This window comes from Tardiphaga sp. GW822-FHT04G09 (assembly GCF_058800725.1).
The window spans coordinates 195,734-208,564 of the sequence record NZ_JBXAMO010000008.1 but is presented as its reverse complement, the minus strand read 5'-3'; the positions used below and the strand labels follow the sequence as shown (position 1 = coordinate 208,564).

Annotated in this window: 15 protein-coding genes; 8 read left to right on the top strand and 7 right to left on the bottom strand. The window is 60.5% G+C overall.

Annotated elements, in window-relative coordinates; translation table 11 throughout:
* The first annotated feature begins 154 nt into the window (after nt 1-154).
* The 6 genes from ugpB to AC1RLZ_RS16655 all read left to right on the top strand — a co-directional run bounded on the left by ugpB (nt 155) and on the right by AC1RLZ_RS16655 (nt 5,344).
* A complete protein-coding gene (gene ugpB, locus AC1RLZ_RS16680) occupies nt 155-1,468 on the top strand; it encodes a sn-glycerol-3-phosphate ABC transporter substrate-binding protein UgpB (RefSeq protein WP_371423504.1) in 1,314 nt (437 codons plus the stop codon).
* A gap of 85 nt (nt 1,469-1,553) precedes the next feature.
* Nucleotides 1,554-2,435: a sn-glycerol-3-phosphate ABC transporter permease UgpA gene (ugpA, locus tag AC1RLZ_RS16675; protein WP_493189499.1), complete on the top strand. Its 882-nt coding sequence runs from the start codon at nt 1,554-1,556 to the stop codon at nt 2,433-2,435.
* Nucleotides 2,435-3,283, top strand: a complete 849-nt coding sequence (gene ugpE, locus AC1RLZ_RS16670; RefSeq protein ID WP_493189498.1) for a sn-glycerol-3-phosphate ABC transporter permease UgpE — start codon at nt 2,435-2,437, stop codon at nt 3,281-3,283. Before ugpA ends, ugpE begins: the two co-directional genes overlap by 1 nt.
* A gap of 6 nt (nt 3,284-3,289) precedes the next feature.
* On the top strand, nt 3,290-4,387 hold the full coding sequence (locus AC1RLZ_RS16665; protein WP_493189497.1) for a sn-glycerol-3-phosphate import ATP-binding protein UgpC: 1,098 nt from the start codon (nt 3,290-3,292) through the stop codon (nt 4,385-4,387).
* A 158-nt stretch (nt 4,388-4,545) separates the two neighbouring features.
* Nucleotides 4,546-4,971 carry an Hsp20 family protein gene (locus AC1RLZ_RS16660; RefSeq protein WP_068730313.1) on the top strand — a complete coding sequence of 142 codons (426 nt, stop codon included), beginning with the start codon at nt 4,546-4,548 and terminating at the stop codon, nt 4,969-4,971.
* A 106-nt stretch (nt 4,972-5,077) separates the two neighbouring features.
* A complete protein-coding gene (locus AC1RLZ_RS16655) occupies nt 5,078-5,344 on the top strand; it encodes a BQ00720 family protein (protein ID WP_371423499.1) in 267 nt (88 codons plus the stop codon).
* A gap of 136 nt (nt 5,345-5,480) precedes the next feature.
* Here the strand turns inward: AC1RLZ_RS16655 and AC1RLZ_RS16650 are convergent, their stop codons facing one another.
* Nucleotides 5,481-5,693 (bottom strand): hypothetical protein, encoded by a 213-nt coding sequence (locus tag AC1RLZ_RS16650; protein ID WP_493189496.1) that lies wholly within the window; start codon nt 5,691-5,693, stop codon nt 5,481-5,483.
* Here AC1RLZ_RS16650 and AC1RLZ_RS16645 point away from each other — a divergent pair.
* Together AC1RLZ_RS16645 and AC1RLZ_RS16640 are read left to right on the top strand one after the other, a co-directional pair.
* Nucleotides 5,692-6,255 (top strand): hypothetical protein, encoded by a 564-nt coding sequence (locus AC1RLZ_RS16645; protein WP_493189495.1) that lies wholly within the window; start codon nt 5,692-5,694, stop codon nt 6,253-6,255. The genes AC1RLZ_RS16650 and AC1RLZ_RS16645 overlap by 2 nt on opposite strands.
* Nucleotides 6,256-6,307: 52 nt before the next feature.
* Entirely contained in the window at nt 6,308-6,835 is a 528-nt protein-coding gene (locus tag AC1RLZ_RS16640) for a hypothetical protein (RefSeq protein ID WP_493189494.1), read from the top strand.
* Nucleotides 6,836-6,946: 111 nt separating this feature from the next.
* On the opposite strand, the gene ptsN is transcribed toward AC1RLZ_RS16640, so the two are convergent.
* From ptsN to lptC, 6 genes are all read right to left on the bottom strand, one after another.
* Nucleotides 6,947-7,408: a PTS IIA-like nitrogen regulatory protein PtsN gene (ptsN, locus tag AC1RLZ_RS16635; protein ID WP_371423495.1), complete on the bottom strand. Its 462-nt coding sequence runs from the start codon at nt 7,406-7,408 to the stop codon at nt 6,947-6,949.
* 222 nt (nt 7,409-7,630) lie between these two features.
* On the bottom strand, nt 7,631-8,236 hold the full coding sequence (hpf, locus tag AC1RLZ_RS16630) for a ribosome hibernation-promoting factor, HPF/YfiA family (protein WP_092140795.1): 606 nt from the start codon (nt 8,234-8,236) through the stop codon (nt 7,631-7,633).
* 60 nt (nt 8,237-8,296) lie between these two features.
* Nucleotides 8,297-9,973 carry an RNA polymerase factor sigma-54 gene (gene rpoN / locus AC1RLZ_RS16625; protein WP_493189493.1) on the bottom strand — a complete coding sequence of 559 codons (1,677 nt, stop codon included), beginning with the start codon at nt 9,971-9,973 and terminating at the stop codon, nt 8,297-8,299.
* A 90-nt stretch (nt 9,974-10,063) separates the two neighbouring features.
* Nucleotides 10,064-11,080: an LPS export ABC transporter ATP-binding protein gene (gene lptB, locus AC1RLZ_RS16620; protein WP_493189492.1), complete on the bottom strand. Its 1,017-nt coding sequence runs from the start codon at nt 11,078-11,080 to the stop codon at nt 10,064-10,066.
* Nucleotides 11,081-11,277: 197 nt separating this feature from the next.
* Complete coding sequence (locus tag AC1RLZ_RS16615) at nt 11,278-11,961, bottom strand: LptA/OstA family protein (protein WP_493189491.1); 684 nt, start codon at nt 11,959-11,961, stop codon at nt 11,278-11,280.
* Nucleotides 11,958-12,707, bottom strand: a complete 750-nt coding sequence (lptC, locus tag AC1RLZ_RS16610) for an LPS export ABC transporter periplasmic protein LptC (RefSeq protein WP_371423491.1) — start codon at nt 12,705-12,707, stop codon at nt 11,958-11,960. The genes AC1RLZ_RS16615 and lptC overlap by 4 nt, the downstream gene beginning before the upstream one ends.
* Between the last annotated feature and the right edge of the window lie 124 nt (nt 12,708-12,831).

Genomic DNA, 12,831 nt, shown 5'->3' with positions numbered 1-12,831 from the left:
CTGCGCGATCCGCAGCCCCGTTCGACTTCGACTTTTTGCGGCTTCCCAACGCCGCCATTTCCCGCCTAGCATCCGCGCTGTCAAAATGTCGCATGCACGTCATCCGGCGCAGCTTTGTTGCAACGAGACGATGACGGCTAACGGGAGAAACTGGATGATCCGCCCCCCATTCGCACTTGCTGCCCTGTTCGCATCCACGCTGGCGCTCGCTTCGCCCGCGCATGCGGTGACGGAGATCCAGTGGTGGCACGCGATGACCGGCGGCAACAACGACATCGTCAACAAGCTCGCGGCCGATTTCAACGCCAGCCAGTCGGACTACAAGGTGGTTCCGACCTTCAAGGGCAGCTATCCCGACACCATGAATGCCGGCATCGCAGCATTCCGCGCCGGTACCGCGCCGCACATCCTGCAGGTCTTCGAGGTCGGTACCGCGACCATGATGAGCGCCAAGGGCGCCGTTAAACCCGTCTACCAGCTCATGAAGGATGCGGGCGAGCCGTTCGATCCAAACAACTATCTGCCCGCGATTACCGGCTACTACTCGACCTCGAAGGGCGAGATGCTGTCGTTCCCCTTCAACTCGTCCTCGATGGTGATGTGGGTCAATCTGGATGCGCTGAAGAAGGCCAACATCGCCGAGATCCCGAAGACCTGGCCCGAAGTGTTCGAGGACGCCAGGAAGCTCAAGGCGGCCGGCTATACCACCTGCGGCTTCTCCAATGCCTGGGCGACATGGGCGCATATCGAGCAGTTTTCCGCGTGGCACAACGTGCCTATCGGCAGCAAGGCGAACGGACTCGATGGCTTCGACACCGAACTGAAGTTCAATTCGCCGCTGCATGTCAAACATCTGCAGACGCTGATCGAACTGCAGAAGGACAAGACCTACGATTATTCCGGCCGCGGCAATGCCAGCGAAAGCCGGTTCGGCTCCGGCGAATGCCCGCTCTTCATGACCTCGTCGGGCTATTACGCCACCGCCAAGGGCACTGCCAAATTCGCCTTCACCTCGGCGCCGATGCCCTACTATCCCGACGTCACCGGCGCGCCGCAGAATTCGATCATCGGCGGCGCCTCGCTATGGGTGATGGGCGGCAAGAAGCCCGACGAATACAAGGGCATCGCGAAATTCTTCAGCTTCCTGTCCGACACCGACCGCCAGGCCAGGCTGCATCAGGAATCCGGCTATCTGCCAATTACCAAGGCGGCTTACGAAAAGACCAAGGCTGACGGCTTCTACGAAAAGAACCCGGTGCTGCAGACGCCGCTGAAGGAGCTGACCAACAAGGAGCCGACCGAGAATTCGCGCGGGCTTCGATTCGGCAACATGGTGCAACTACGCGACATCTGGTCCGAAGAGATCGAGGCTGCGCTGGGTGGCCAGAAGACGGCGCAACAGGCACTCGACACCGCCGTGAGCCGCGGCAACGCCATGTTGCGGACCTTCGAAAAGACTGCGAAGTAACGCTCCCACGAAGCCCGCTCCAACACCGGAGCGGGCCTTCGAACACGGCATCCAAAGCACCGGCATCGAAGGCACGACCACGTCAATGGAAAAGTCAGCGGTCTTTAAGGGTAAGCTGCTGCCATATCTGTTGCTCGTGCCGCAGCTGGTCATCACCCTGGTGTTTTTCTACTGGCCGGCGAGTCAGGCCGTCTGGCAGTCGTTTTTGCGCGAAGACGCGTTCGGTCTGAATTCGGAATTCATCGGGCTGGAGAACTATCAGACTCTTCTTGCGCAGCCCGAATATTACAAGGCGATGGCGACGACGCTGGTGTTCTCGTCGCTGGTCGCGGCACTCTCGCTGTCGATCGCGCTGTTGTTCGCAACCCAGGCCGACAAGAATCTGAAAGCAGCGCCGACCTTCAAGGTTATGATGATCTGGCCCTATGCGGTGGCTCCCGCGGTCGCCGGCGTGCTGTGGCTGTTCATCTTCCACCCGACGCTCGGCACCATGGCACGGCCGCTTCGCCTGATGGGCTTCAACTGGAATCCGCTGCTGAACGGCAACCATGCTATGGCGCTCGTTGTCATGGCCGCGGTGTGGAAGCAGATCGCCTATAATTTCCTGTTCTTCCTGGCCGGCCTGCAGGCGATCCCGCGCAGTGTACTTGAGGCCGGAGCGATCGACGGCGCCGGACCGTATCGACGGTTCTGGACGATCACGTTCCCGCTGCTGTCGCCGACCACGTTCTTCCTGCTGGTCGTCAACGTCGTCTATGTCTTCTTCGACACCTTCGGCATCATCGACGCCGTCACGGGTGGTGGGCCGGCCGGAGCGACGACCACCATGGTCTACAAGGTCTATGCCGACGGCAGGCTCGGCGGCGACCTCGGCGGATCGGCAGCGCAGTCGGTGATCCTGATGGTTATCGTGATCGCGCTCACGGCCATCCAGTTTCGTTACGTCGAGCGCAAGGTGCAGTACTGATGGTCGAGCACCGCCGCTGGAACGACATCCTCGCTTACGCGATCCTGGTCCTCGGCGTGTTCATCGTCGTCTTCCCGGTCTATGTCGCACTGATCGCCTCGACCCATGACGCCGCGACAGTGGTCAACGGCAACATGCCGATGCTGCCGGGCGGTCATGCGCTGGAGAACTACTACCGTGCGATTTTCGTCGGCGGGTCGCGCTACAGCCGCGAGCCGGTCGGTCAGATGCTGATGAACTCGTTCATCATGGCAATGGGCATCGCGCTCGGCAAGATCGTGATCTCGATCCTCTCCGCCTATGCGGTGGTGTATTTCCGTTTTCCGTTCCGCCAGACGGCGTTCTGGATCATCTTCGTGACGCTGATGCTGCCGGTCGAGGTCCGTATCTATCCGACCTACAAGGTGATCGCCGATCTGAAGATGCTCGACACCTATGCCGGGCTGATCCTGCCGCTGATCGCATCGGCCACCGGCACGCTGCTGTTTCGTCAGTTCTTCATGACCATCCCCGATGAATTGCTCGAAGCCTCGCGCATCGACGGCGCGGGTCCCTTCCGCTTTTTCAAGGATACACTGCTGCCGCTGTCGGTCACCACAATGGCAGCTCTGTTCGTGATCCAGTTCATCTATGGCTGGAACCAGTATCTGTGGCCGCTGCTGATCACAACGCAGGAATCCATGCAGACCATCGTCACCGGTATCAAGAAAATGCTGGCGACGACAGACGAGCTCGCCGAGTGGCAGCTCGCGATGGCCACCGCGATCCTTGCCATGCTGCCGCCTGTCGCCGTGGTTGTGTTCATGCAGCGGCTGTTCGTACGCGGCCTGGTCGAGACGGAGAAGTAAATTCAGATGGCCAACGTATCGCTGCGCAACGTCCGCAAGACCTATCCCGGCGGATTCGAGGCCATCAAGGGCATCGATTTCGACATCGGCGACGGCCAGTTCTGCGTGCTGGTGGGACCAAGCGGCTGCGGCAAGTCGACGTTGCTGCGCATGGTGGCCGGCCTGGAGACCATCACCTCCGGCGAGATCGATATCGGCGGCCGCGTCGTCAACGAGATCGAACCGGCCGACCGCGATATCGCCATGGTGTTCCAGAACTACGCGCTCTATCCCCATATGAGCGTCTACAACAACATGGCTTACGGCTTGCGCAATCGGGGCATGCCGAAACCCGAGATCGATACGCGCGTGCGCGAAGCCGCGCAGATCCTCGAAATCACGGCCATGCTCGATCGTAAGCCCCGACAATTGTCCGGCGGACAGCGCCAGCGCGTCGCCATGGGGCGCGCCATCGTGCGGCAGCCGAAGGTGTTCCTGTTCGACGAGCCACTGTCCAATCTCGATGCCAAGCTGCGCGTCGCCATGCGTGTCGAAATCCGCAAGCTGCAGCGCAGGCTGAAGACGACGTCGATCTATGTCACCCACGACCAGCTCGAGGCGATGACGCTGGCCGATATTCTGGTGGTGATGAATGGCGGCCAGGTCGAGCAGATCGGCAGCCCGCTCGATATCTACCGCAAGCCAGCGACCACCTTCGTCGCCTCCTTCATCGGCGCGCCGCCGATGAACCTGATCAAGCTGAATGGTGATGAAATCCGGGCCCGGTTCGCCGGCGACAACCGCAGCGCCGCCGGCACCGGCATTCTCGGCGTTCGGCCGGAAGACCTCGCGATCGCCGGTGAGGCGGCCACAGCCGACGGAATCACCCTGAACCTGACGGTCGAGGCCATCGAGCGGGTGGGCGCGGAAACCTTCGTCTACGGCACCAGCACGCGGGCTGAGAAGGCCGTCAGCGCCACCCCGGGCGAGCTGCCCGAGGGTGAGATCATCGTCCGCATCCCCGGCCAGGACGCCCCGGCCATTGGTGCGTCGATCCGCGCCACGGCTTCCCGCGACAAACTGCACCTATTCAGCGCCGACGGCCGCAGTCGGATCGATATCTGATCCGTTTCAAGGCCTTAGTAACGGTTTCCCGGCAAGTTAGGGGTGCTTGAACCGGGCTTTGGCATGCCCATATTGTTGAATGACCTGTTGGCAGAGTGCCGATTGGCCAGGGGTGCCGTAAGGGCCCCTCAAAGTCGCTTCGAGAGGGCTTTGTAGGTATGTCTCGTGTTCCTTCGTTATCCAGTCCGTTCCTTTTGGGATTCGACGAGATTGAGCGTGCGCTTGATCGCGTTGTCAAAGGCGCCGACGGTTATCCTCCTTACAACATCGAGCGGTGCGACCGTAACAACGGTCAACCCGAACGCCTGCGGATCACGCTGGCGGTCGCAGGTTTCACCCGCGATCAACTCGATGTGACCACCGAGGAAAACCAGCTCGTGATCCGGGGCCGCCAGCAGGACGACAAGACCCGGCAATACATCCATCGCGGCATCGCCGCGCGTCACTTCCAGCGTACTTTTGTGCTGGCAGAGGGGATGCTGGTGCTGGGTGCGGATCTGAAGAACGGGCTGTTGTCGATTGATCTGGCCAGGCCTGAGCCTGAAAGGGTCATTAAGACAATCGCTATCAATGAACACGAATAATGCATGACCCGACAAACTGGTTTCTGGTTTTCGATCAAGTCATGCATCCTGAGTATGGAACGAGTAGCGGACTCGACCGCTTGATCTCATAGAAGGAGTCGAGACGATGACTGAAGTTGTTACGATCAATGAAAATGCCGCCGTCACCACCGAAGCATTGGCGCATCTGGGCGAAGGTATGATCGCCTATGTGAAGCCGGTTCGCTCGGAAGACGTACCGGGACTGTTCCCGCAGGCGCCAGCGATTGCGCCGGGACTGCAGCTGTTCGCGCTGCATGCCGCTGACGGCACGCCGATCATGCTCACCGACAGCCGAGAAGCTGCGATTGCGAATGCATGGAGCCAGGAATTGCAGACCGTCAGCGTTCACTAACGCGAACCGGCCAGCAGGCAGATGTCAGGATACGCGGTGGAGCCGCGTATCCCAACGTCCGACCAACTGTCATCACACGCAGCCGCTCGTCCTTCATTTGATAATGCGGTATTCGTTTTACCCGTCGTCAACACCGTCAGCGCAGCATGCGACGTGATCGATTCGGACACGGGCTCCGGCCTCCATTACCATCCGAAAAACCGATCCCCTCATCAATAACAATCCAGATATCGGATGCGATGGCAACATTGCGCCTGATTGCTGCTGCCATTTCACAAAAGAAAACAGTGACCACGCATTCACCATGACTTGAGAAACTCTGGTCATAGCGAGATTCGAGGTCGCCCATGAGTGGATCGACACAAGCCCAGATCGTTCAAGTCGAAGACTTGCTGCGGAACGTCGGTGCAACGATCACCCCTCAGAAATCAGATTCAATTCCCCGGACCAGCTCCCGGAGTTTTGATAGTCGGCCGGCGATCGCAGCCTGCTTCGCAATCTTCGTTTTTGCGCCGGGCTGCGCAGCGGCCACCGTGTTCCTGATGCGCGCCGACGGCACCGTCCCTCCCATTACCGCGCCCGACGGCAACCCGCCTTTCGTGACCAAGTCAGACCGCTTGCCGGTCGGGCAATGGAGCACTGAGGCCGCTCGGAATTCCGGCGCCCTGGATAGCGCGCGCCTTGCGACGGCTGCTGCATTCGGAGATCCGGACTTTCCCTCACCGATCCTGATCCGCGGCAGCCTCGAGGACGGCACGCTCACAACCTTCGCCGAACCTATGGTCATGCCGGTGCCAATCATGCTGCCGTCAAAGCCACGGCTAAAGCGTGACGTCGGCACAAGCCACTCAAGCTCATTGCCGAAATCGCTCAACCCGAGCCGCAACAACCAACCTTCTTTGAACGACTGATCGGACAACGTTTCAACTAACCCAGTCACTCTTCTCACAAGCGAGGAACGCCATGCAAAACAGTGCCGCGATGAACTCGGACGTCAAAGCCCTCCTCACTTTGCTGCTGCTGAAGACCGGCACCAGTTCGCCGGAGATTCACAATGCTTTGCAGCTTGCTGCCGCATCGCGGGTGATGATGGCGGAAGAACATGCCAGTCCGATGCGCATGCAGGGTACAGAAGCTTCGGGTAGCAATGTCGCCAAGCTTCGTCCCGTAGCCGCCGTCAACGTTCCCGAAACGTCAGCTGCGGTGCGACGCATGAAGCAGAGCGCAGACGCGATGAATTCCGACGTCAAGGCGCTGCTGACGCTGCTGCTACTCAAGAACGGCGCGGATTCCAATGAGATCCAGACAGCACTGCGGATGGCAGCCTCATCGCGCGCAGCTGCCGCAGCAGAAGAAGCAGAATCGGTCCGTGCCGAAACGCAGGCCGAAGCCGCCTCTGCAGCCATGAACGAACTCGCATCGATCACCGCGCGGCAGGCGGTGCGCAACGAGTCGCTCGCTCCAATCTCCGCCAGGGAATTCGCGGCGTAAGCCGGCGAGGCCAACCAGCCTTCCGTCCCCAAACAGGTCGGGGTCTGGGTCGGGGTACAGAATCGCCCGGTCAAACCGGGCGCTTCTGGCGCAAGCTGCGGGGTGAGACGGTTAAGCCGCTGTCGCCGGCGGCAAAGCGAGCACGGAATAGATCGCCTGCGCGTCACGGGAGGCACGCAGCTTTTTAGCGACGTCCTGATCGCGCAGGAGACGTGCTATCCGTGCCAGCGCCTTCAGATGATCGGCGCCGGCACCTTCCGGCGCCAGCAGCAGAAACACCAGATCGACCGGCTGGCCGTCCATGGCCTCGAAATCGATCGGACGGTCGAGGCGCGCAAACAGGCCGAAGAGCTTGTCGAGTTTCGGCAACTTGCCATGCGGAATGGCAACGCCATAGCCCACGGCCGTCGTACCGAGCTTCTCGCGCTGCAACAGCACCTCGAAAACGGCGCGGTCGTTCTGACCGGTGAGCGCAGAAGCGCGCGCCGCGAGCTCCTGCAGCGCCTGCTTCTTGCTGTTGACCTTCAACGCCGGGATTATCGCCTCGGGCGCGACCAGATCGGTAATCGTCATTGACCGTTCCGAGGATGTTTGACCGTCAGCGGGTAGTTAGAACCAAAACCGGCAGCGTCAAGAAAGACTGGAAAGGGCATCGTTCCCTGTGGTGGAAAACGCGCCGGGCGCGAACGCCCGAACGTACTCTAGCACCGGAACCCCCCATGCGAAATCCATTGACGGGCATAACCTGTCAAAGGCGGCGGACCATAGGGAGGGGGCGTTTGGGCGTCAATGCCGTCAGGACGGTTTAACCACCGGCGGATCGACCCAACCCACGTTACCGTCCCCCCGTCGATAAACGATATTGAGCCGGCCGGTACTGCCATGCTGAAATACCACGACCGCAGCGCCGGTAAAGTCGAGTTCCATGACAGCTTCGCTCACCGAAAGCCGCTTCAGCGACCTGGTCGATTCGGCAATGATGACCGGATCGTAGCCGCCGTCGGCATCGTCCTCGTGATCGGGGGCCTCAAGGATGTAGCTCGGCGCGTCCAAGGTCGGGGCGGTGAGTTCGGCCATCGCCTGATTTTCCGCATGCGCCTTGCGCGCGGAACGATCCTTCAGCCGGCTCTTGTAGCGACGTAAACGTTTCTCGATCTGGAGCAGCGCCTGATCGGCGCTGGCATAAGCATCCGCTGCATTGGAGTCCGCTTCGAGCGTAATTCCGGAATCAAGATGCAACGCACAATCAGTGCGGAAGCCGAAGCCGTCCTTGCTGAGCGTGATGTGGCCAGAATAGTTGCCATCGAAATATTTGCGAAGGACCTCGTCGGTCCGCTCGCTCACGCGGCCTCGCAAAGCGTCTCCAACGTTGATGCTTTTTCCCGAGATACGAAGGGTCATGCTGATGCCTCGATTCGTTCTGCGCTGAACCGACAGTATCCCGTTTCCGCGGGAGTGCAATCAAGCTGGTGCAGTGTCGCGGGATCGGTCGGGTGTCCTGTCGGACGATATGGCGGGCGCCGTGAGTGCAGTGCCGAGCATACTCTGCTTGTCGCGGCGACGCTGGACCGAAGATGGAATACGCATAGCTTCACGGTATTTGGCAACGGTACGGCGCGCGATATCAATTCCGGCTTCGCGCAAGCGTTCCACGATCGTGTCATCCGAAAGAATAAGAGAAGGACTTTCTCCATCAATCAGTTGCTTGATGTGATGTCGCACCGCTTCAGCCGAATGGGCTTCGCCACCATCGGCCGACGCTATCGACGCCGTAAAGAAGTATTTCAATTCAAAGCTGCCGCGATTTGTCGCCATGTATTTGTTGGCGGTAACGCGCGACACCGTCGATTCATGCATTTGAATGGCATCAGCAACCGCCTTGAGATTCAGCGGCCGCAGATGCGCAACACCCTGCGTGAAGAAGCCATCCTGTTGCCGGACGATCTCGGTCGCAACCTTCAGGATAGTACGCGCGCGCTGATCCAGCGCACGCACCAGCCAGGTCGCGTTCTGTAAACAATCAGTGAAGTACGACTTGTCGCCATCCTTGCGGATCGTTTTTGACAGTTCGGAATAATAGACCTGATTCACGAGAACACGCGGCAGCGTGTCGCTGTTCAACTCGACATGCCAGCCGCCATCGGGACCGGGCCGCACGTAAACGTCGGGCACAACGGTCTGCGTCCGCGCCGAACCGAATTTCAGACCGGGCTTCGGATCGAGCCTGCGAATCTCGCCGATCATGTCGGTGAGATCTTCGTCGTCGACGCCGCAGATTTTTCTGAGATTGCCGATGTCGCGCTTGGCCAGGAGATCGAGATGCTCGACCAGTGCCTGCATCGCAGGATCGTAGCGGTTCTGTTCACGTAACTGGATTGCGAGACATTCGCTGAGGCTGCGCGCGCAGACCCCCGGGGGGTCGAATTTCTGCAACGCACCGAGAACACTTTGGACATCGTCACTAGATGCGCCCAGTCGCTCATGCACATCGCCAAGATCTTGCGGCAGGTAGCCGGCCTCATCGACGAGATCAATCAGGTATTGACCGATCATGCGTTGCACGGGCGATGAGAACGCCACCGCGAGCTGTTCAGCAAGATGGCTGCCGAGCGTCACCTCTGCGGCAACGAAGGCCTCAAGATTGTAGCTGTCGTCATTGGAGGCGCCGCCGCCCCATTCAGTATAGGCGGTTGGGGCTGCGTCCTGCGCGTTGCGTGCGGCGGCTTCGGCAGGCTCTTCGGAGAAGACGTTGTCCAGTCCGGTATCCAGGGTCTGTTCGATCTCGGCGCGGGTGCCGAGTTCGCGGTTCATCCACTCGTCGGGCGCCGGCGCATCGAAACTATCGCCGCCTGAACGATCGGAAAAGTCGGAATGGTCGCCGCCATCGTCCTGGCCGGAAGCATAGCCCGCCTCGTCGTGACCGGAGAACTCGCTACGCTCGGGGGTCGCCTCTCCGGCCACCGGCGGCTCAGGACCGTCGCTGGCGCGTTCCAGCAGCGGATTGCGCTCCAGTTCATCTTCGACAAAGGTTGCAAGATCGAGATTCGACAGCTGCAGCAGCTTGATGGCCTGCATCAGCTGCGGCGTCATCACCAGCGACTGAGATTGCCGGAACTCTAGTCTCTGCGTCAGCGCCATGGAGGCAAAAACCGATCCAAAAGTTGGTCCGTTTCTTGCTTATCTCTTTCCCAGGCTGATGTACACGACTTGACGAATTGTAAATTTGGTCTAGAGGCGGAATTCCTCGCCAAGGTAAAGGCGACGCACGTCCGGGTCAGCCACGATCTCCTCAGGAGACCCCTCCGTCAGGATTTCACCAGCATAGACGATATAGGCGCGGTCTGTCAGCCCCAGCGTTTCGCGCACGTTATGGTCGGTAATCAGCACACCGATGCCGCGATTGGTCAAATGGCGGACCAGATCCTGAATATCGCCCACCGCAATCGGGTCGATGCCAGCGAAGGGCTCATCGAGCAGCATGTAATTTGGTCGCGTCGCCAGTGCACGCGCGATTTCAACGCGGCGGCGCTCACCCCCGGACAAAGCGATCGACGGTGACTTGCGCAGTCTCTGGATGTTGAACTCTTCGAGCAGGGAATCCAGCTCGCGCTCACGTTTCTTCCGGCTGGGTTCGACGACTTCCAGCACCGCTCGGATATTCTGCTCGACCGTCAGACCGCGGAAAATCGAGGCTTCCTGCGGCAGATAGCCGATGCCGAGGCGAGCACGCTGATACATTGGTAGCTGGGTGACGTCGTGGCCATCAAGCTCGATGGCGCCGCTGTCGGGCTTGATCAGGCCGGTGATCATGTAGAACACCGTGGTCTTGCCGGCACCGTTCGGTCCGAGCAGGCCGACGGCCTCACCACGACGAACATAGATACTGACGCCGCGGGTGACCTGCCGTGAGCCGAAGCTCTTTTTCACATCATGGACGGCCAGATAGCCCGCACGCGGAGCCGCCTTTGGTGCGGCGGCGCCGTTGGTTCGGGGCCGCTGCGGCGCCTTCTCCGGGCGGCGGGCCGGCGCCTGCTGCGGAGCACGCGGGGCCTCCGCCCGGGCCTGCGGAACCTGGGGGGTATCGGCCGGGCCGGTGCGAACCAGGGGCGGCGCCTCACGGCTGGGGCTGCCCAGCATGTCGCCCATGCTGTCGCCAAGCGCCGTGATGTCGACCGGCGAGCGCGCAAAACCCTGCGGACCGCGTTTCGGAGCGCGCCGACGGAACATGCCGAGGAAATCAACCATTCGCGCTTCGATCAGCCTCTAAACGTCATCCGCGCCAGGTCGCGGCATGTTTGACCACTGGGAACAGCATGGCGGACTAGATGTCCCTTGCCCAGCCGAACGCCAAGCCTTCCATGTCGATTAAAACAATGGCGATAACGGGTTGTGCGGCCGGATTCAACAGGACCCGGCTCGTCAATGTCGGTAAATCATTCGATTTACTTGGGTTTTCCGCTTCCAGACCCGGGTATGATCGAGGTCGGGCCACCACCACCCTTCTGCTGACCGGACGATTCGAACATGCCTTGAACCCTGCCGCTGTTGGATTCAACGCGTGAGGTGCCCGTGGTCATATCCACGGTCAGACGATCGCCGCGCAGCACATTCTTGCCCTGGGTGAGCACAACATTGCCCTGCATGGTGACGAGATTGGTCCGGGTGTCGAATACCGCCGTCTCGCCGGTGACGACCTGGTCTTTCTGGGTGACGATGACGCCGCCGCGCGCTTCAAGTCGCTTGATCGCCGACGAGCCGCCCGGACCCGGTTGCGCCGCCTTGATCGGCGTCTTGGGAGCAGCCTTGGCAGCCGGCTCGTTCGCCGAGCCACCGCCATCATAGAAGACCACGAGCGTCTTCGACTTCATCGTGGTGTCGCCCTGCACGACCTTCACATCGCCTGCGAATGTCGCTTCCTTTTTCTTGTCGCGCATTTCCAGCGATGCGGCCTCGATCTGAATGGGCTGATCGCGATTCTGCGAGAAGCCCTGCATCGCATTCGGCACACCCTGCACCGCGCTCTGCGCATTTGCATCGCCTGTCAGAGCCAAGGCGAGCACGGCAATCGCAGCACCTGTCACCCCGCGGAGTCGGATATTATTGACGGGAAAAATCATCACATTCATTTCGCGTTGGCGCGCTTGCCGTTTGCCGCCCGCGGCCTTGCAGGCTCCGGCGCGACTTCAGGCTCTGCCACGGTCTCAGGCTGAGCCGAAGCATCCGGCGAAGGTGGGTCCATCTTCAGGTTCATCGACACACCACCCTCGAACCGCACCAGCTCACCATGTTCCGTAATGCGCATCCGTTGCCCGAGCAAAGTGCCGTTGAGAAGTTTGACATCGACCGGCTCGTCCGACCTGACGGTGCCATTGGCGATGTCAATCTCCGCCTGAGTCAGCCGCGCTTCGTAGCCGGTCGTCGTTTGCAGGAAGATGTCCTGATACAGATAGAGCATCTGCGCCTTCGAATTGAACTTCCCGGTGCGGGCATCCATCGTCATCGTCGACTTGTCTTCCATCATCACCTTGGCGCGCAAGGTCGTCAGTTCGACATTGTCAGGGTCCGTCAGATCCTGCGTCGCGGCCTTGGCCCATAATTCATAGGGCCGCCCGTCCGGCGAGAAGCCTGACAGATGCGGCGTCTCCATAGTGATCTTGGTCCCCGAAACGACCAGATTGCCCATGTCGAGCGGCAATTTGGCGAGGATCCGGAACGGATTGAAGATCGATACACCAACGATCGCGGCCATCGACAGGATCACAACGGCAGGGACAGCGATCCGCAGCACGCGCACCAAACGGCTATGGCGTGCAGCGGCCCTGAACCGCGCATCCATGCCCGCCTGATAGCTGGGAACCTGAACTGAACTCACCGCCGCTCCAACGGGCCATGCCGAGAAAGGCCATGCCAAACCAGTGCCAGTCTACGCTGAAATGCACCGGTTTGCAGCCCCGCCCCACCAGAACGAGGACTATGACCGAAACGCGGCGGGAGGA

What these genes read in the sequence shown, in the direction of transcription:
- ugpB (WP_371423504.1), top strand. Translation starts at nt 155, where the DNA reads ATGATCCGCCCCCCATTCGCACTTGCTGCCCTGTTCGCATCCACGCTG.
- ugpA (WP_493189499.1), top strand. Translation starts at nt 1,554, where the DNA reads ATGGAAAAGTCAGCGGTCTTTAAGGGTAAGCTGCTGCCATATCTGTTG.
- ugpE (WP_493189498.1), top strand. Translation starts at nt 2,435, where the DNA reads ATGGTCGAGCACCGCCGCTGGAACGACATCCTCGCTTACGCGATCCTG.
- AC1RLZ_RS16665 (WP_493189497.1), top strand. Translation starts at nt 3,290, where the DNA reads ATGGCCAACGTATCGCTGCGCAACGTCCGCAAGACCTATCCCGGCGGA.
- AC1RLZ_RS16660 (WP_068730313.1), top strand. Translation starts at nt 4,546, where the DNA reads ATGTCTCGTGTTCCTTCGTTATCCAGTCCGTTCCTTTTGGGATTCGAC.
- AC1RLZ_RS16655 (WP_371423499.1), top strand. Translation starts at nt 5,078, where the DNA reads ATGACTGAAGTTGTTACGATCAATGAAAATGCCGCCGTCACCACCGAA.
- AC1RLZ_RS16645 (WP_493189495.1), top strand. Translation starts at nt 5,692, where the DNA reads ATGAGTGGATCGACACAAGCCCAGATCGTTCAAGTCGAAGACTTGCTG.
- AC1RLZ_RS16650 (WP_493189496.1), bottom strand. Translation starts at nt 5,693, where the DNA reads ATGGGCGACCTCGAATCTCGCTATGACCAGAGTTTCTCAAGTCATGGT.
- AC1RLZ_RS16640 (WP_493189494.1), top strand. Translation starts at nt 6,308, where the DNA reads ATGCAAAACAGTGCCGCGATGAACTCGGACGTCAAAGCCCTCCTCACT.
- ptsN (WP_371423495.1), bottom strand. Translation starts at nt 7,408, where the DNA reads ATGACGATTACCGATCTGGTCGCGCCCGAGGCGATAATCCCGGCGTTG.
- hpf (WP_092140795.1), bottom strand. Translation starts at nt 8,236, where the DNA reads ATGACCCTTCGTATCTCGGGAAAAAGCATCAACGTTGGAGACGCTTTG.
- rpoN (WP_493189493.1), bottom strand. Translation starts at nt 9,973, where the DNA reads ATGGCGCTGACGCAGAGACTAGAGTTCCGGCAATCTCAGTCGCTGGTG.
- lptB (WP_493189492.1), bottom strand. Translation starts at nt 11,080, where the DNA reads ATGGTTGATTTCCTCGGCATGTTCCGTCGGCGCGCTCCGAAACGCGGT.
- AC1RLZ_RS16615 (WP_493189491.1), bottom strand. Translation starts at nt 11,961, where the DNA reads ATGAATGTGATGATTTTTCCCGTCAATAATATCCGACTCCGCGGGGTG.